The organism is Kribbella sp. WER1 (assembly GCF_054189145.1).
Genome location: NZ_CM135186.1, coordinates 2200995 through 2218291 on the forward strand (window position 1 = coordinate 2200995; position 17297 = coordinate 2218291).

Sequence of the window (17297 nt, forward strand, 5' to 3'; positions counted from 1 at the left end):
CAATGTCGCGGGGAAACCCTCGGCGAACCTGAGAACCCCGTGCATAGGATGCGGACATGCCTGGAACCAACCTGACGCGCGACGAGGCGCGTTCCCGTGCGGCTGTGGTCAGTGACGTGAGTTACGCGATCGAGCTCGATCTGGCCAACGCCCCGACCGGCGCACCGACGTTCCCGTCGGTGACCACCATCACATTCGCCGCCGAGGCCGGCGCGAGCACCTTCGCCGACCTGATCGCGGACCACGTCCGCGAGGTGACGCTGAACGGTGCCGCCCTGGACCCGGACGCGGTCTACGACGGCGCCCGCCTGCAGCTCGACGGGCTGGCGGCGCGCAACGAGCTCGTCGTGGTGGCGGACTGCCTGTACTCGCGCACCGGTGAAGGGCTGCACCGTTCGGTCGACCCGGCCGACAAGGAGACCTACCTCTACACCCAGTTCGAGGTGCCGGACGCCCGCCGGGTGTTCGCGACCTTCGAGCAGCCCGACCTCAAGGCCCCGTTCACGTTCACCGTCTCCGCCCCGGCCCGCTGGGTCGTGATCTCGAACGCGCCGACCCCGGAGCCGGCGCCGTACCAGGGCCCGAACGGCGAGGAGCTGGCCCGCTGGGAGTTCCCGCCGACCGAGCGGATCTCGACGTACATCACCGCGGTCGTCGCCGGTCCGTACCACGTCGTCACGGACGTGTACGAAGGCCCGCACGGGTCGTACCCGCTGTCGCTGCTGTGCCGGCCGTCGCTGCAGGGCGCGCTGGACGTCGACGACCTGTTCGAGGTCACCAAGCAGGGCTTCGCGCTGTTCGAGGAGGCCTTCGGCACGCCGTACCCGTTCCACAAGTACGACCAGGCCTTCGTGCCGGAGTACAACATGGGCGCGATGGAGAACGCGGGCTGCGTGACGCTCCGGGACGAGTACCTGTTCCGCAGCCGGACGACGCACGCGGAGATGGAAGCCCGCGCGAACACCGTGCTGCACGAGCTGGCGCACATGTGGTTCGGCGACCTGGTGACGATGACCTGGTGGGACGACCTGTGGTTGAACGAGTCGTTCGCGGAATGGGCCAGCCACTGGGCGCAGGTGGTCGCGACGACGAAGTACAACGACGCCTGGACGACGTTCTGCAACGCCCGGAAGAACTGGGCGTACCGGCAGGACCAGCTGCCGTCGACGCACCCGATCGCCGCGGACATGATCGACTTCCACGCGGTCGAGGTGAACTTCGACGGCATCACCTACGCCAAGGGCGCCTCGACGCTGCGGCAGCTGGTCGCGTTCGTCGGTGAGGACACCTTCGTCAGCGCGCTGAAGGAGTACTTCAAGGATCACGCGTTCGGGAACACCGAGCTCGCCGATCTGCTGAAGCCGCTGGAGAAAGCGTCCGGCCGCGACCTCGACGACTGGACCGAGCGCTGGCTGCGGACCGCCGGCGTGAACACGCTGCGCGCCGACTTCGCGGTCGACGCCGAGGGCGCGTTCACCTCGTTCGCGATCGAGCAGACGGCCGCGGAGAAGTTCCCGGTACTGCGTCCGCACCGCCTCGCCGTCGGGCTCTACCGGCGGACCGACGCCGGCCTGGTCCGGACCGAGCGGTTCGAGGTCGACATCGACGGCCCGCGCACCGAGCTGCCCGAGCTGACCGGCGCCACCCAGCCGGACCTGGTGCTGCTCAACGACGACGACCTCACCTACGCGAAGATCCGGCTGGACGAGCGGTCCCGGGCGACCCTGGTGGAGTCGATCGACCAGCTCACCGAATCGTTGCCGAGGGCCCTCGCCTGGGGTTCGGCGTGGGACATGACCCGGGACGCCGAGATGCCGGCCAGCCAGTACGTCGGGATCGTGCTGCGCGGGATCCGGGCCGAGACCGACCTGACCGGTGTCCGCTCGCTGCTGAACCAGGCGAGCACCGCGATCAACCAGTACGCCGCCCCGCCGAACCGGCCCGCTCTCCGGGCGCAGCTCGAGGAGGCGCTGGCCGGTCTGGTCGCCGACGCCGAGCCGGGTAGCGACCACCAGCTCGCGTTCGTCCGGGCGTACAGCTCGGCGGTGTTCTCCGACGCGGGTGCGGACCGGATCGCGGGCTGGCTGGACGGTCGCGACCTGCCGGAAGGCCTGGCCGTCGACACCGATCTGCGCTGGACGCTGATCGTGGCGCTGGCCCGGCTCGGCCGGATCGACGCCGCCGAGATCGACGACGAACTGACCCGCGACACCACGATCACCGGTCAGGAGCGGGCCGCCCAGGCTCGTGCGGCCCGGCCGACCGCGGAGGCCAAGGAAGCGGCCTGGCGGGTCGCGGTGGAGTCCCAGGACACCCCGAACGAGACCCAGTTCCGGACCATCCTCGGCTTCCAGCAGCCCGGCCAGGAGGCCCTGCTGCGGCCGTACGTCGACAAGTATCTGAGCGCGGCCAAGGACGTGTACACGCGGCTCGGCTCGTCCATGGGCGAGAACGTGCTGGTGTACCTGTCGCCGCGACACCTGGCCGACCAAGCGACGCTGGATGCGCTGACCGGCTGGCTGGCCGCGGAGTCGTCGTCGGTGGACGCCCCGACGCTGCGGTACGTCACGGAGGCTCAGGCCGACCTGACCCGCGCGATCGCGGCACAGGCGACCGACACCGTCTCCTGAGGTTTCTGACAGGCCGGTCTCACTGTGAGACCGGCCCTGTCGCTTTGAACCTCGCAGTGCGGTAAGACTGGAGCGGTGCCCGCCTCTGACCCCGCCTTGGCCGGTGCGGCAGCTGTAGCGCTGACCGGACTCGCAGAGGCGTACAGACCCCGCCCCGTCACTCCCCTGATGCCCTGGCGCTATCCCAACCGCCTGGTGAAGCCGTACATCGTCACGGCCCGCGGCCGGCAGTGGGACGACCAGATGGTCGAGATCGCCCGCAGTACGGCGACCCGGCAGCTCGACTTCGACGACGCGATGGGCGCGGTCGGGCTGGGAGTCGTCGTACTGCATCTGGGCGACGACGGCGTCTATCTGGTGGTGCAGAGCTGGGCGCGGGACTTCCAGTCCCGGCTGAGCCTCTTCAGCGGGATCGAGGTCGACGACCTGCGCCCGGCCCCGATCGGCGCCGGACCGTGCGTCTGGGAGCTGGAGGTGCTCAGCCACGAGCGGACGGCGTACGTGAGCCACATCCTGTCTGCCGAGGTCGACGTCGACGGCTGGCTCGACGACGCCCTCGACACCCGGCCGACCGTTCGGTACGACGGGATCCCTTCAGGGACCTAGTTGTTGCCGGCCGCGTCCAGCCGTTGGCGCTGGTCCGGTGTGAGCTCCAGGTCGGCCGCGGCGAGGCTCTCGTCGATCTGGGCGACCGATGACGCGCCTACGAGTGCCACGGTCGGGATCTCGCCACCTGTCAGCCAGGAAAGCACTACCTGGTTGGCCGTTGCGCCTGTCTCCTTCACGACCTCGTCGAGTGCGCTCTTACGAGCTCTCGTACCGGCGTGGTCGTAAGACTCGTCCAACGGCCTGTCGGCTCGCACGTACCTGCCGCTGAGCAGCGGTGTGTACGCAACCAGCGTGGGACCGGGCTCACCGCGCAGATAGCTCAGCAGGTTGCCGTCGGTGACGCCGATGGTCCCGTCCTTCGAACGGAGACCACCGAGGTCGGTCCTGGCCCGGAAGTACGTGTGGTGGTACTGCAGCAGGTCGTGCGACGGCAGACCGGCCGCGGCCGCCACCGACCGGTACCGCTCGAGCCGCCAGGTCCAGTAGTTGCTCAGCCCGACCAGCCCGACCAGGCCTTCCTGCACGAGCGATCCGAACGTCTCCACCTGCTCCTCGATCGGTACGGCGGGGTCGTCGATGTGGGCGTAGTACACGTCCACGTGGTCGCGGCCGAGGTTGTCCAGGCTGCGGGCCAGTGATTCCTTCACCACCGGCGCCGACAGCCCTTCCAGGTTCTCGCTCAACTGCTTGGCCGGCTGCGGCGGCCGCCCACCCACCTTGGTCGCGATGGTGAGCTCGTCGCCCACCCCGCGGCTCTTCAGCCAGTGGCCGAGCAGCTGCTCGCTCTCGCCGCCCTGGGTACCGTTGACCCAGAACGCATAGTTGTTGGCGGTGTCCACGAACGTCCCGCCGGCCTCGACGTACCGGTCCAGGACCGCGAACGAGGTCGCCTCGTCGGTCACCGTTCCCATCAGCATCGCCCCGAGGGCGATCACGCTGACCCGGCGCTGTCGCGCGGGGTCGCTCCCAATCGTCAGCTCTCGCATGCGGTCAGCCAAACAACTAGAGCGCTGTCTAGGTCAAGCCCCTTGGCAGAATGCGTCGTCGATGAGGTCCTTGGCCGCCTTCTCCTGCGCCATGGCGTCCGGCAGCGAGTCGTTGAGCTGGGTGGACATCGAGACGACGACACTGCGCCGGCCGTCCGCGCTGACACCCGTCCGCGTCCGGTAGCCGATCTGGTCGCCGCTCGGGATCCACACCGTGCCGCCGCACGGGAGGTCCCGGGAGAAGACGCCCAGACCGTACCGCGCGTCCGGCCAGAAGTCGTCCGTACTGCCGTCGGTCCGCACCGTGCGCATCAGCTCCCGCCGTTCCGCGGGCCGCAACAGCCGGCCGTCGAACACCGCGCGCACGATCGCGTCCAGGTCCTTCAGGGTGGAGATGTACCCGCCGGACGCGTCCGCGTCGATCAGCTCGGTGGTGTCGGTGTACGTCGCGGCCGCGAAGCGCGTGTACCCGTGCGCGTACGGCGGGGCGATCCGCGGGTCGGTCCTCGGGAAGTACGTGTTCGCGAGCCGTAGCGGGCGGACGATCCGGCGGTCGACCTCGTCGTACCAGGTCCGTCCGGTGACCGCCTTGATCACCAGACCGGCCAGGTCGTAGCCCGTGTTCGAGTAGCTCCAGCCCTGGCCCGGCTGGAAGTCCGGGCGGTGGCTGAGCCCGGCGCGGACGATCTCGTCCTCGGTGTGGACCGTGTAGCGGCGTTCGTAGTACTGCTGCGCGTTCTCGATCAGCGGGAACTTGCCGTCGTAGATGCCGGCGGTGTGCTGCAGCAACTGCCGGACGGTGATGCGTTGCCCGTCGTACCCGTTGCCCTGCACGAGTCCGGGCAGCCAGCGCTCGACCGGGTCGTCGAGCCGCATCCGGTGCTCCGCCACGAGCTGCAGGACCACCGTGGCGACGAGCAACTTGTTGGTACTTCCAATCCGGAAATGTCCATCGGGTCGCGGCGGCCGACCGCCCAGCTCGCCGACTCCGCTGACGACGGTCCGCGAGCGGGCACCGGTCGTCTCGCGGACGATCACGCCGGTCACACCGGTCGCGCGGATCGCGTCGGCATCTCGCTGGAGGGACGACCGGCCGGTCGCGACAGCCGTCGCCGGTGCGATGGTTGCGGCGAGTACGAGGGTGATGGCGAGCAGACGCTTCATCGGGGTGACTCCTTCCAAGCCGTTGGCCCCGACCTTTCCAAGCCGTCCGCGCGCGGACCATCGCCTTCGGACCCGGGCTGTGGTCGCGCGGGCGCTACCCGCGAGGGTCAAACGATTGTTGGTCGGCGGATCGTGAGGACGCGTGTGCGGTCCGCGATTTCCCTTGTGGGAAAGAGATTCTTGCCACCTGAAAGCTGCTCACTTTCCCTGGAGTTCGGTTTAAGCTGCACCGGAGTTCTTGGGGAGGGACCGTTGTCGTGACACGTGTCGGGCATCGCCGGAAGAAGAAGCGGTCGCGGAGTGCGATCAGCGCGGGCATCGTGGCCGGGCTGGCGCTGGCTGCCGTGTTCGCGGTCATCCTGACGCGCGGCACCACCACGGATCCGACGGCCGACGGGCTGGGGATCGGCTCGGGGATGGGCGCAGGAATGGGCTCTGGGACCGACGACGGGGCCGCGGCGCCGACCGCGAGCGCGTCCGGGAGCGTCACGAAGGCGGACCGCCGGCCGCCGGTGTCGCAGACCAAGCCGACCGCCAAGGCGCAGACCACGACCCTGCCGCCGGTGAACACCGGCCCGGAGTCCCCGAAGTTCATGCACGGCCAGTGGATCGCCGTCCTCGACAAGTACCCGGCCGAGGCAGGCGACACCGCGAAGGCGACCGCCACCAAGGTCACCCGGTCCGGGATCCCCGCGAAGGCGATGCTGGTCAACGGCCAGTACCGCGGCCTGACCGACAGCTCCCTGGCGCCGATCACCGGGACCTGGGTCGTGTACCTCGGCCCGGGCACGTCGTCCGAGCAGATGCTCAACCTCTGCCAAGACCCGCGCACGCAAGCGGCGTACCCAGGCCCCTGCCCGACCTACGAACCAGCCGGCTGAGGTACATCGTCCGTTGCGAGGCGGGCGTGGAGGTGGGAGTCGTGTCGCTGGCCGGTCGGCTCGACGTAGTAGTCGCGCATCACGCCTTCGAGGCGGAAGCCGGCCCGGAGTGCGACGTGGCAGGAGCCCTCGTTGACGAGCGAATGGTCGAGCGAGATGCGGTGCAGGCGGAGGCCGTCGGTGGCGAAGCCCCACCGGGCCGCCGCGTCCAGGGCGCGGGCACCGAGCCGGCGTCCGCGGGCGACCGGGCTCACCCAGTACGCCGCGACGGCCTGGTCGGGCACCCGGTGCACATCCCGCAGCGAGACGTTGCCGATCACCTGGTCGGTGTCCCACTCGGCGATCGCGAAGACCGCGTTGCCGCGCGCCCAGCCGTCGATCCGCGGCTCCAGCCACCGCCGGGCCCGGAGGTCCGCCGGAGAGCTGATCACCGCGGTCCCGGCCGTCCAGCGCAGGATGCCGGGATCCTGCAGCGCGGCGGCCACCGCGGCCTCGTCGGACGCGACGAACGGGCGGAGGACCACATCGCCCAGCTCGATGCGATGTGGTCGCAGTGCTGCCATGGTTCTAGAGCTTGTGCGGCTCGTTGTTCGCGTGCAGCAGCGGCGCCTGGTGCGCGTGCGCCCCGAGCTGCTGGACGCCGGTGACCAGACCGCCGGCGAGGTCGCCGGTCGCGAACGACGTCTGCATGGTCAGCGCGGCCAGGCCGGCGGACGCGTCCGACAGCTGGCGGCGGGCCTGCTCGCCGGTCACGATCTCCAGCCGGCGCCCGGCCGGGTCGACGTACACCAGGACGGTGCTGTCCGGGTCGTCCAGCTCGTTGAGCAGCTCGATCGCGAACGGACGGGTCTCGGAGTCGGCGCCACCGACGTACACCGAGAAGTGCAGGCCGGACGCCTCCTCGGCGTTCCGGACCGCGCGCTCGATGTCGTAGAGCTGATCAGGGGTGAAAGCGTCACCAGCTGGCACTTGCGCCTCCGATGGTGCGGGCGACGCCGGCACCGGCCGTCGCGGTGGCCGGAGCGGCGGGCTCCAGCTCGGGCAGGTGGGCGGGGTCGGGCTTGGTCGCCGTCGGGCCGTTGATCCAGACCGGCGGTGCCCACCAGGACAGCCCCGGACGGTACCGCGGGCCGTTCGCGATCGAGGAGGCGAACGTCAGCAACGCCACCACCGCGATCACCAGCACCGGAATCCCGACGAACACCAGCAACGAGTGCCCGGACAATTCAGCAATCACGCCAGAAGCCTAGTACCTGACAGCTGCCGGAGGAGCCACCGCCCCTCCAGCAGCCCTCTGCAACGTCAGCAGCCGCCGCAGTCTCCCCGCCAACCCGCGCGAAGCGCGGCTGCTTGTTCTTCTCTCAGCAGCCGCCGCAGTTGTAGTACGTCACGTCCCAGTGGGAGCCTTCGTCGGCGTAGATGTTGCCGGCGCCGGACTGCCACTGCGGGTAGCCGTCGCCCCGGTTCGCGATCCGGGTGAACCCGTGGATGTAGTTCGTGATGCAGGTGTTCTTCCCGAGGTCGACCTTGTACCCGTTCCAGTGGCTGTACGTACCACTGGCATGCCCGGTCTCGGTCCCACCGGTGATGTTGATCGCGCACCCGCTCGCGGTCTTGAGCGTGCGGACGCCGTACACGGTGCTGTCGTTGATCTGGTCGAAGGAGGTACAGGTCGCCACGTTGCGGTTCGAGCAGTTGCCGCTGGACGACCAGGTGATACCGGCGGCGCGGAAGATCGCGGTCGCCTGGGCGTGCGTCATCTTGGTGACCGCGGAGGCCTGTTCGACCATCACCACACCGGGCAGCAACCCAGCCAGGACGGCGACCAGCGGTACGACGACGCGTCGGAGCACAGATTTCATGGGGGACACTCCTTGAAACGGGGCGGTTTTTCAAGAAGTGAGTTTCCCGCGAAAGATATTTCCGAAACGCGGTGCCCTAGATGTTCAGCGCGCCGATCAGGCGGCGTAGCCGCAGGTTGTTCGGGAGGTCCTCGACCAGCACCGGCTCGCCCTCCGGTCCACCGAGCGGCACCCGCCAGTTCGGGTACTCGTCGGTGGTGCCCGGCTGGTTCTGGGTACGACGCTCCCCCACGGCGTCCGTCAGCGCGACACCGACCAGCTTCGACGGCGTGTGCGCGACGTACCGGTGCAGCGCCTCGACGATCCGCTCGACGTCGCCGTCGGTGTTGCTGAGCAGGTGGCGCTCCCGGAGCGCGTTGAGCCACGCGTCCCGGTCAGCCTCGTCAACAGCGAGCTCCTCGGCCACAGGTCGCGTCAGCAGGCCCAATCGGTTCCGGAGCTCCACATGGTCGCCGGCCAGGTACCCAGCCGTCGGCGGCAGGTCATGCGTCGTCACTGTGGCCAGACAGAGCTCCCGCCACCTCTCCGGCGCCAGGGGCTTCCCGTTGGCGTCCCGCTCGAACCAGAGCACCGACGTACCGAGAACGCCGCGTTCGGTGAGGTAGTCGCGGACCCACGGCTCGACAGTGCCCAGGTCCTCACCGATCACCGTGACCCCGGCGCGCTGCGCCTCCAGCACCAGGATGCCCACCAGCGCCTCGTGGTCGTACCGGACGTACGTGCCCTCGGTAGGACGCTCCGGCGACGTCACCCACCACAGCCGGAACATGCCGAGGATGTGGTCGATCCGCAGCCCGCCACCGTGCCGCATCACCGCTCGCACCAGGTCCCGCCAGGCGGCGTACCCGGTCTCGGCCAGCGCGTTCGGGCGCCACGGCGGCTGCGACCAGTCCTGCCCCTGCTGGTTGAACGCGTCCGGCGGGGCACCCACGTGGATGTTCTGCGCGAGCACGTGCTGCAATGCCCACGCGTCGGCCCCGTCGGGATGTACGCCGACGGCCAGGTCGTGCACGACGCCCAACGCCATCCCGGCCGCCTTCGCCCGCGCCTGCGTACGCCCGAGCTGCTCGTCCAGCTGCCACTGCAGCCAGCAGTGGAACTCGACCGCGTCCGGGTTCTCGTTGCGGAAGGCAACAACAGCCGGTGACATCGGCTCCTGCAGTTCCTCCGGCCACTTGCTCCACTCCGGGCCGTGGACGTCGGCGATCGCGGCCCAGGTCGCGAAGTCGATCAGCCCCTGGCTCTCGCGGTCGCAGTACGCGCCGTACTCCGCGATCCGCCCGACCGACGGCTGCACGCGGAACAGCACCTGGAGGGCCTCGCGCTTCGCGGCCCAGACGGTGTCCCGGTCGAGCGCGGTCGAGTCCTCGCTGAGCGCCCGCGCCTGCAGCGCCAATGCCCGGACCTGGTCGCGCTCCATCGGCGCGAGGTCGCCGTACTCGTCGATGTCCTCGATGCGCAGGTAGATCGGGTTCCCGAACCGCCGGGACGCCGGGAGGTACGGCGACGGTTCCATCCGGCCGGCCAGCTCGGCCGCGTGCAGGGGGTTCACCAGGACGAAGCCGGCACCCAGGTCGTGCGCCGACCAGGCAGCCAGGTCCCCCAGGTCGTGCAGGTCGCCGATCCCCCAGGAGCGCCGGGAGCGGACGGAGTACAGCTGCAGGACCCAGCCCCACGTGCGCGGCAGCTTCTCGGGCTCCAGCTTCCGCGGCGTGACGATCAGCGTGCTGACCGAGATCTCCGGGTTGGTACCGATCCGCGCGCACAGCCGGTGATACCCGAGCGGCAGGTCGCCGGGCAGCTGGAACGTCGCCTCACCGACCTGTACGCCGTCGACCCACTCCGGCTCGACCCAGTGGTCCTGCTGCGGGATGTCCCGCCGCTGACCGCCGTCCTCGAGGTCCACCCACACCTCCGCGGCCGACCCGTGCGGTACGTGGACGGCGAACCAGGGCGTCCAGCCCTCACGCATCACGACCGTGGCCGGCAGCGTCCGGCGCCAGCGCGCCTGCTGGTGCTCAGCCAGCGCAAGGGCGGCCTTCTCCGGCGTGGACGCATCGACACCGAGTGCCGCGAGTACGTCGGACACGACCTCGCTGGAAACGACCACGTGCTCGCCTTGCCAGTTCCAGTACTCCGTGGCCACGCCATGGGCGACTGCAAGCTCGACAAGGGCCGGAGTGGGAGCTGTCACCCCAGCGAGTCTGCCGTATCAACCGCGCGTACGGCCAAACGGCGCGCGTTGCGTTACTCGTTCGAGCGACGACGGCTCAGCATCAGCACCGCCAGCAGCAGTACGCCGCTCGCGACGACCAGGCCGATCGCGACACCGCCGAGGTTGTCGGTCAGCTGGTACAGGGCCGTCGGCCAGATCACCAGGAGGATCGCGCAGCCCACCACGGCGTACGCCGAGCGCCGGGTCCGCCCGTACGCGACCAGCAGCGCGGCCGGTCCCGCCGTACCGACGGCCAGCGCCATGATCTCGCCGCGCTCCTGCACCAGCCAGCAGATCGACGAGCTGAACATCGCGGCTCCGGCCAGTGACCACGACGTCACCTGGTCGCGCACCAGGCCGAGCATCGCGAACACGAACGCGACCACGATGAAACCGGTCCCGGCGATGCCGGCGCTGTTCGCGGCCGACCCGGTGTCCGGAGTCAGGACGTCCGAGGTGATCACCAGCACACCGACGGCCAGGATCCCAAACGTTGCCACCAGCAACGAAGACTCCTTGAGCCACCACAGTCCGCCGGCCGCCAGCGCGAGCGCCACGACCACCCCGGCGACCCGCCCGGGCTCCCCCTCGATCGCCACGTAGGTCGCGAACCCGGTCACGCAGCAGCCCAGCGACGCGAGCGCCGCACTCAGCTGCGCACGACGCCCGAGCAGCGCCAGCAGCACCGCGACACCGAGCAGTACGACGGCGGCCGTCGTACCGGTGGTGATCCGCGCGGCACGGCCCATCTCACCCCAGTTCGCCAAGGTCAGGAGCGCGACGGCGCCGAGCAGCAGCGCGCCGCCGACGTACCCGAGGACCTCGACCAGCGCGTTGGTATGGACCGGTGCCGGGCGGGTCTTCGGCGGAGCCGGTTCGGCCGGTTCGGCGGGCTCTGCCGGGGGCCGGGGCCGGCCCGGGTCCGCGAGGGCCGCGTCGATCTCGGCGTCGGCGGCGTCCCGGATCGAGTCGGCCTGGTACTGGCGCAGCACACCAGCACTCACGAGCCTGGAAAGCTCGTCGTCCAGCCGACTCGACATGCGATCGCTTCTCCTTGTCAGCCCTACTACCATCGGGCGGCGAGATGCCTATTCTGACCAGCTACCTTGCGTCCCTAGTCAGTCACCCCCTGTTTTCGCTGCCGAGCTCCTTCCCGACCTTCTTCCGGACGGACTCGAGCGGCAAGCTGGAGATGACCGATCAGATCATCGTCGTACCGGCCCGGATCGCCGGTCTGATCATCGGTTTCTTCGTGCTCCGCTGGGTGTTGCACAAGATCATCCGCCGGTTCGCCCGGCGGACCGGGAACGGCGCCGTCGCCGGCGTGCTCGCGAAGTCCAAGCGCGGCCAGGAGTTCGTCGAGAACACGCTGGCCAACGAACGCCGGGCGCAGCGGGCGGAGACGATCGCGTCGCTGCTCACCAGCGCCGTGACGATCGTGCTCACCGCCGTCCTGGTGGTGATGGTGCTGGCCGAGCTCGGGTTCAACATCCTGCCGGTGATCGCCTCGGCGAGCATCATCGGCGTCGCGCTCGGCTTCGGCGCCCAGACGCTGGTGAAGGACTTCCTGGCCGGCGTGTTCATGATCTTCGAGGACCAGTACGGCGTCGGCGACCTGATCGACATGGAGAAGGCGACCGGCACCGTGGTCGCGGTCGGCCTGCGGATCACCACGCTCCGCGGTGAGGACGGCACCACCTGGTACGTCCGCAACGGCGAGGTACTCCGGGTCGGCAACCTGACCACCCGCGACCCGAACAGCGGCGGCTCCTCCGGTGTCGGCTCCGGCATGGAGAAGGAAGAAGAGGCCAAGGCCGACGAGGGACCGGCGCACGGGTCCCAGGACTGAGATCCGGCAGCTGTTGACGCCTTGCGACCGGAGGGTCATGATCGAGCAGAATCATTAGGAAACCTTCCTATTGATTCGAGACTCTGACCGCCCCCCGATCCAAGGAGAGTCATGAAGATCCTCGTGAGCGCGGTGACCGCCGCGTGCCTGGCGACCGGCATCGCGTCCGTCGCACAGGCGAGCACCCGGCCGGTACCCACCCCGCAGGTCCGAGCCGATGCAGCCGCCATGCCCGCGGCGCCGTACCTGTATCTCGGCTGGGGGAACCCGCAGAAGCCGGCCGACGTGATGAAGGCCGCCGGGAACAAGTGGTTCACGCTCGCCTTCGTGCTGTCCGACGGCGGCTGCAACCCGAAATGGGACGGCAGCCGGCCGCTCACCGGCGGGTCCGACCAGTCCGCGATCAACAGTATCCGGGCGGCCGGCGGCGACGTGATCCCGTCGTTCGGCGGCTGGTCCGGCAACAAGCTCGGCGAGAAGTGCAGCTCTGCCTCGGCGCTGGCCGGCGCGTACCAGAAGGTCATCGACGCCTACCAGCTGAAGGCGATCGACATCGACATCGAGGACACCGAGTTCCACAGCTCGGCCGCCCGGCAGCGGGTGGTGAGCGCGCTGAAGATCGTGAAGAGTAAGAACCCGGGGATCACGACGTACATCACGATGGGCACCGACCAGAGCGGGCCGGACGCCTCGGGCGTCGACCTGATCAAGAAGGGCGCGGCCGCCGGGCTGGCGAACGACGGCTGGGTGCTGATGCCGTTCGACTTCGGTGGCGGCTCGACGAACATGGCCACGCTCACCAAGCAGGCGGAGGAAGGCCTCAAGGGCCGGCTGAAGAGCGCGTACGGCTACTCCGACGACGAGGCGTACCGGCACATGGGCATCTCGTCGATGAACGGCAAGACCGACGACGCCGGCGAGACCGTCCGGCTGTCCGACTTCAAGACGCTGCTCGCGTACGCCCAGCAGCACCACCTGGCCCGGTTCACGTTCTGGGCCGTCAACCGCGACCGGCAGTGCTCCGGCGGCGGCGACGGTGACACGTGCAGCGGGATCTCTCAGAACGCGTACGACTTCACCAAGGTGATCGCGCAGTACCGGCGCTGAACATGCGAGTGCCCCGGCCGACCGGCCGGGGCACTCGGCAGAACGTCAGGCGGTGAAGGTGACGTCCAGCGTGATCGGGACCGCGGACAGCGCCTGCGAGACCGGGCAGTTCTTCTTCGCGCCCTCGGCGAACTCCGCGAACTCGTCGGCGGTCAGGCCGGGGACGTTGCCGTTCACGGCCAGCTTGATGCCGGTGATGCCCTCACCCGGCTGGAACGTGACGTCGGCCTGGGTGTCGATCGAGGCCGGCGCGTGGCCGCCCTGGGCGAGCGCGTGCGACAGCGCCATCGAGAAGCAGGTCGAGTGCGCGGCCGCGATCAGCTCTTCCGGGCTGGTCTTGCCGTTGGCATCGTTCGCGCGGGAGGCCCAGGTGACGTCGTAGGTGCCGACGCCCGAGGACTCGAGGGCGACCTGGCCGGCGCCCTCCATCAGCGAGCCTTCCCAGTGCGCCTTCGCCGTACGGATGGTAGCCATGCTCGTGTTGTCTCCTTAGAAGAGGTTCAGCGTCCGGACACGTCGATCGCGCCGGGATAGTTGGGTTCGTCGGTGTTCACCATGCTGTGCGCGGCCATCACCATGTAGGTCCAGATCTGCTCGTCCTGCTCGGGTGTCAGGCCGAGCTCGTCCAGCGCGGCCCGCATGTGGCCGAGCCACCGGTCCCGTTGGCTCGGGGTGACGGCGAACGGGGCGTGCCGCATCCGCAGCCGGGGGTGCCCGCGCTGCTCGGAATACGTCCGCGGACCGCCCCAGTACTGCTCGAGGAACATCCGGAACCGCACCTCGGCCGGGCCGAGGTCCTCCTCCGGATACATCGCCCGCAGCTCCGGGTCGGCGGCAACGCCGCGGTAGAACGCGGCCACCAAGCGGTGGAAGGTGTCCGCCCCACCGACGGCATCGTAGAAGCTCTGCTGCTCAGTCATCTCGGATCCAGTCTCTCAAGTGGTCGAAACGTGCTGCAGCAGGGCTGCCCGTTCGTCGTCCCCGAGGGACCGTTTCGCGTGCGTCGCACCGTCGACGGCGACGATCACGGACTCCGCCTTCGCGTACACGTCGTCGGACTCGCCACTGCGGTCCACGATCCGGGAGCCGAGCGTGTACGACGACGTACCGACGGCGCTGATCCACACGTCCACGTCGTACGGCGGGTGCCGGAGCAGGATCGGGCGGAGGTAGTCGACCGTCTGGCTGACCAGGACGCACGGATACTGCTCGAAGTAGTCGCCGGTCGCGGCCATCAGCTGGGTGAGGAACGCGATCCGCGCTTCCTGCAGGTAGTCGAAGTACCGGACGTTGTTGACGTGGTCGTACGAGTCGATGTCGGACCACCGGACCTGGACCTGGTACGTGTACATCAGGCGCCCACCAGCTTCTCGAGCGCGGTCCGCTCCTGCGGGGTGATCCGGCGCAGGCGGTTCGCCGCGAAGTCGAACGGCACCAGCCGGGTGCGGGCCTCGACGTACGTACGGCGTTCCGGCTCGGCGTCCAGGATCTCGTAGTCGACCGTGAACGACGCCGCCTTGATCTCGCTGATCCACAGCTCGATCCGGACCGGCTCCGCGCGGAAGTGCAGCGGCGCGCGGTACTGCACCTCGTGCCGGGCGACCAGCAGCCCGGTCTCGAGCGTGTCGGCGCCGAGCTCCTTCGCGGTCCGGAACAGGAAGTCGACGCGGGCGTCCTGGAGGTAGTCGACGTACCGGCCGTTGTTCACATGACCGAGCGCGTCCATGTCGCCCCAGCGCAACGGACAGTGGTAGACGTGGCGGTTGTGATGATCCACACCCACGATCATGTCATCCGGGGTACCTCCGGCGTGACAGACCGTGGGTAATGTCATCTTCGGCAGACCAGTGGACGATTGGAGTGGTTGATGAGCGAGCAGCGGGTGGCGATCGTGACCGGGGCGGCCCGGGGAATCGGCGCGGCGGTCGCGCAGCGGCTCGCCGCGGACGGGAACGCCGTCGCGGTCGTCGACCTCGACGAGGGTGCCTGCGCCGCGACCGTGCAGGCGATCACCGACGCCGGCGGCAAGGCGATCGCGGTCGGTGCCGACGTCAGCAAGTCCGACCAGGTCGCGGCCGCGGTCGAGCGGGTGGCGTCCGAGCTGGGCGCGCCGACGATCCTGGTGAACAACGCCGGCGTGCTGCGCGACAACCTGCTGTTCAAGATGTCCGAGGACGACTGGGACACGGTCATGTCGGTGCACCTCAAGGGCAGCTTCCTGATGTCGAAGGCCTGCCAGGCGCACATGGTCGAGGCGAAGTACGGCCGGATGGTGTTCCTGTCGTCGACCTCGGCGCTCGGCAACCGCGGCCAGGCGAACTACGCGTCCGCGAAGGCCGGCCTGCAGGGGCTGGCGAAGACGCTGGCGATCGAGCTGGGCAAGTTCGGCGTCACCGCGAACGCGATCGCGCCGGGCTTCATCGAGACCGACATGACGGCGGCCACCGCGGCCCGGGTCGGCGTCGACTTCGAGGAGTTCAAAAAGGCGACCGCCGCGACCATCCCGGTGCAGCGCACCGGCAAGCCGGAGGACATCGCCGCCGCCGCGTCGTTCTTCTGCAGCGAGGAGGCCGGTTTCGTCTCCGGCCAGGTGCTGTACGTCGCCGGCGGACCCCGCAACTAGAGGAGCCCTCATGCCGCAGACCTTCAACGGTGCCGACGAGGTGTCGCACGCCGTCGGTACCCAGCTCGGTGAGACCGAATGGCTGGAGATCACCCAGGAGCAGGTGAACCAGTTCGCCGACGCGACCGGTGACCACCAGTGGATCCACGTCGACGTCGAGCGCGCCGCGAAGGGCCCGTACGGCGGGACGATCGCGCACGGTTACCTGACGCTGAGCCTGATCGCGCGCTTCGGCGACGAGCTGTTCAAGGTCGACGGCGTGACGGCCAAGCTGAACTACGGCGTGAACAAGGTCCGCTTCCCGGCGCCGGTCCCGGTGGGCACCCGGGTCCGCGCCGGCGCGTCGATCTCGAACGCCGTCGAGACCCCGGCCGGCGTCCAGGTGTCGCTCAACTGGGTGATCGAGCTGGAGAACTCGACGAAGCCCGCCTGCGTCGCGGAGACCGTCGTACTGCTCGTTCCCTAGAGGGGGCAGATCAGCACCGCGTGCGTGGCGATGCGGTGATAGCCGAGCCAGTCGTTGACCGCGAGCATCGGCGCGTTGCCGTCGTAGTTGGCGGTGTACGCGCCGCGCACGCCGGCCCCGGCGGCACGCCGCAGGGCGGTGGCCTTCACCAGCTTCGCGAGGCCGCGGCCGCGGTACTCCGGCAGCGTCGAGGTCATCTTGGACCAGATCATCGTGTGATCGCCGAGGCCCATCGTGAACGCCACGATCTGGTCGCGGTAGGTCGCCGCCACGCTCAGGTCGAGGACCGTGTCCGCGGACTGCCAGACGGCGGCCAGCCATTCGTCGTACGGCCGCGCGGAGATCTTCGCGTCCCCCGGCTTGGTGCGCTGGGCGACCACGTCCGCGGCGTACAGGTCCTCGGGCCGTACGTCGGTGAGCGCGACCAGCTGGACGGCGGACGGCGGCTCGGGGTGCTCGGCAACCTTCCGCGGGTCGATGCCCGCGTAGTGCACCTGCCGCGTCTGCCGGTACCCGAACCGCGCGGCCCACTCCACCGACGCCGGGTCCGCGAACACGCGCGCACTCGTCGCCCCGGCCGCCCGCAGGTTCGCGTGCGTTGCCTCCAGCAACTGCGTGCCGATCCCGCGGCGCCGGTGCTCCGGCCGGACCAGCAACCTGAGCTGGCCGTCCAGTGGATCCGAACCGGCGATCAGCCCGGTCGTTGCCCAGCCCACCAGTTCACCGCCGTCGAGCGCGACGTACGTCGCCCGCCCCGGCACGCCCGGCCGGGCCAGGTCGCGGGTCAGCATGCCACGTGTGGTCGCCAGATACGGAACCAGCGCGTCGTGCAGCGCCACGGCCTGATCGACATCCCCCGGACCGGCCGCCCTGATCTCCATCCAAAACTCCTTGGGCACTCCAAC

The 17297-nt window shown here is 69.5% G+C and carries 20 protein-coding genes; 7 read left to right on the forward strand and 13 right to left on the reverse strand.

Annotated features, from left to right (window positions below; all coding sequences use genetic code 11):
- The first annotated feature begins 56 nt into the window (after positions 1-56).
- Positions 57-2630 carry an aminopeptidase N gene (gene pepN, locus ACXJJ3_RS10770; protein WP_458169828.1) on the forward strand — a complete coding sequence of 858 codons (2574 nt, stop codon included), beginning with the start codon at positions 57-59 and terminating at the stop codon, positions 2628-2630.
- A gap of 168 nt (positions 2631-2798) precedes the next feature.
- The gene (locus ACXJJ3_RS10775; protein ID WP_458169829.1) at positions 2799-3236 is read left to right on the forward strand and encodes a hypothetical protein; all 438 of its coding nucleotides are present in this window, start codon (positions 2799-2801) and stop codon (positions 3234-3236) included.
- Here the strand turns inward: ACXJJ3_RS10775 and ACXJJ3_RS10780 are convergent.
- Both ACXJJ3_RS10780 and ACXJJ3_RS10785 read right to left on the reverse strand, forming a co-directional pair.
- Positions 3233-4225: an aldo/keto reductase gene (locus tag ACXJJ3_RS10780; RefSeq protein ID WP_458169830.1), complete on the reverse strand. Its 993-nt coding sequence runs from the start codon at positions 4223-4225 to the stop codon at positions 3233-3235. The genes ACXJJ3_RS10775 and ACXJJ3_RS10780 overlap by 4 nt on opposite strands.
- A gap of 33 nt (positions 4226-4258) precedes the next feature.
- Complete coding sequence (locus ACXJJ3_RS10785) at positions 4259-5389, reverse strand: serine hydrolase domain-containing protein (protein ID WP_458169831.1); 1131 nt, start codon at positions 5387-5389, stop codon at positions 4259-4261.
- 257 nt (positions 5390-5646) lie between these two features.
- Between ACXJJ3_RS10785 and ACXJJ3_RS10790 the strand changes: the two genes are divergently transcribed.
- Positions 5647-6270, forward strand: a complete 624-nt coding sequence (locus ACXJJ3_RS10790; protein WP_458169832.1) for a hypothetical protein — start codon at positions 5647-5649, stop codon at positions 6268-6270.
- Here the strand turns inward: ACXJJ3_RS10790 and ACXJJ3_RS10795 are convergent.
- The 6 genes from ACXJJ3_RS10795 to ACXJJ3_RS10820 all read right to left on the reverse strand — a co-directional run bounded on the left by ACXJJ3_RS10795 (position 6252) and on the right by ACXJJ3_RS10820 (position 11387).
- Positions 6252-6833, reverse strand: coding sequence for a GNAT family N-acetyltransferase (locus ACXJJ3_RS10795; protein ID WP_458169833.1), 582 nt, complete (start codon positions 6831-6833; stop codon positions 6252-6254). The two genes, ACXJJ3_RS10790 and ACXJJ3_RS10795, sit on opposite strands and share 19 nt — an antisense overlap.
- A gap of 4 nt (positions 6834-6837) precedes the next feature.
- Positions 6838-7239, reverse strand: coding sequence for a DUF5130 family protein (locus ACXJJ3_RS10800; protein ID WP_458169834.1), 402 nt, complete (start codon positions 7237-7239; stop codon positions 6838-6840).
- Positions 7226-7507, reverse strand: coding sequence for an aa3-type cytochrome oxidase subunit CtaJ (ctaJ, locus tag ACXJJ3_RS10805; protein ID WP_458169835.1), 282 nt, complete (start codon positions 7505-7507; stop codon positions 7226-7228). Before ctaJ ends, ACXJJ3_RS10800 begins: the two co-directional genes overlap by 14 nt.
- 124 nt (positions 7508-7631) lie before the next feature.
- The gene (locus ACXJJ3_RS10810; RefSeq protein WP_458169836.1) at positions 7632-8132 is read right to left on the reverse strand and encodes a hypothetical protein; all 501 of its coding nucleotides are present in this window, start codon (positions 8130-8132) and stop codon (positions 7632-7634) included.
- Positions 8133-8208: 76 nt separating this feature from the next.
- The gene (gene malQ, locus ACXJJ3_RS10815; RefSeq protein ID WP_458169837.1) at positions 8209-10326 is read right to left on the reverse strand and encodes a 4-alpha-glucanotransferase; all 2118 of its coding nucleotides are present in this window, start codon (positions 10324-10326) and stop codon (positions 8209-8211) included.
- A 53-nt stretch (positions 10327-10379) separates the two neighbouring features.
- Positions 10380-11387, reverse strand: a complete 1008-nt coding sequence (locus ACXJJ3_RS10820) for a hypothetical protein (RefSeq protein WP_458169838.1) — start codon at positions 11385-11387, stop codon at positions 10380-10382.
- A gap of 152 nt (positions 11388-11539) precedes the next feature.
- On the opposite strand from ACXJJ3_RS10820, the gene ACXJJ3_RS10825 reads away from it, so the two are divergent.
- Complete coding sequence (locus tag ACXJJ3_RS10825; protein WP_458169839.1) at positions 11540-12196, forward strand: mechanosensitive ion channel family protein; 657 nt, start codon at positions 11540-11542, stop codon at positions 12194-12196.
- Positions 12197-12307: 111 nt separating this feature from the next.
- Entirely contained in the window at positions 12308-13303 is a 996-nt protein-coding gene (locus tag ACXJJ3_RS10830; protein ID WP_458169840.1) for a chitinase, read from the forward strand.
- Positions 13304-13348: 45 nt separating this feature from the next.
- Here ACXJJ3_RS10830 and ACXJJ3_RS10835 read toward each other — a convergent pair whose 3' ends face one another.
- Genes ACXJJ3_RS10835 through ACXJJ3_RS10850 form a run of 4 tightly spaced genes read right to left on the reverse strand, consistent with a single transcriptional unit; the run spans position 13349 to position 15092 of the window.
- Complete coding sequence (locus ACXJJ3_RS10835) at positions 13349-13777, reverse strand: OsmC family protein (protein WP_458169841.1); 429 nt, start codon at positions 13775-13777, stop codon at positions 13349-13351.
- Between the two features lie 26 nt (positions 13778-13803).
- Positions 13804-14223, reverse strand: coding sequence for a globin (locus tag ACXJJ3_RS10840; protein WP_458169842.1), 420 nt, complete (start codon positions 14221-14223; stop codon positions 13804-13806).
- 15 nt (positions 14224-14238) lie between these two features.
- A complete protein-coding gene (locus ACXJJ3_RS10845; protein ID WP_458169843.1) occupies positions 14239-14655 on the reverse strand; it encodes an acyl-CoA thioesterase in 417 nt (138 codons plus the stop codon).
- A complete protein-coding gene (locus ACXJJ3_RS10850; RefSeq protein ID WP_458169844.1) occupies positions 14655-15092 on the reverse strand; it encodes an acyl-CoA thioesterase in 438 nt (145 codons plus the stop codon). Before ACXJJ3_RS10850 ends, ACXJJ3_RS10845 begins: the two co-directional genes overlap by 1 nt.
- A gap of 78 nt (positions 15093-15170) precedes the next feature.
- Here ACXJJ3_RS10850 and ACXJJ3_RS10855 point away from each other — a divergent pair, with 78 nt between their 5' ends.
- Complete coding sequence (locus tag ACXJJ3_RS10855; RefSeq protein ID WP_458169845.1) at positions 15171-15926, forward strand: SDR family oxidoreductase; 756 nt, start codon at positions 15171-15173, stop codon at positions 15924-15926.
- A 10-nt stretch (positions 15927-15936) separates the two neighbouring features.
- Positions 15937-16392: a MaoC family dehydratase gene (locus ACXJJ3_RS10860; protein WP_458169846.1), complete on the forward strand. Its 456-nt coding sequence runs from the start codon at positions 15937-15939 to the stop codon at positions 16390-16392.
- Here ACXJJ3_RS10860 and ACXJJ3_RS10865 read toward each other — a convergent pair.
- The gene (locus ACXJJ3_RS10865; RefSeq protein ID WP_458169847.1) at positions 16389-17273 is read right to left on the reverse strand and encodes a GNAT family N-acetyltransferase; all 885 of its coding nucleotides are present in this window, start codon (positions 17271-17273) and stop codon (positions 16389-16391) included. The two genes, ACXJJ3_RS10860 and ACXJJ3_RS10865, sit on opposite strands and share 4 nt — an antisense overlap.
- Positions 17274-17297: the final 24 nt, after the last annotated feature.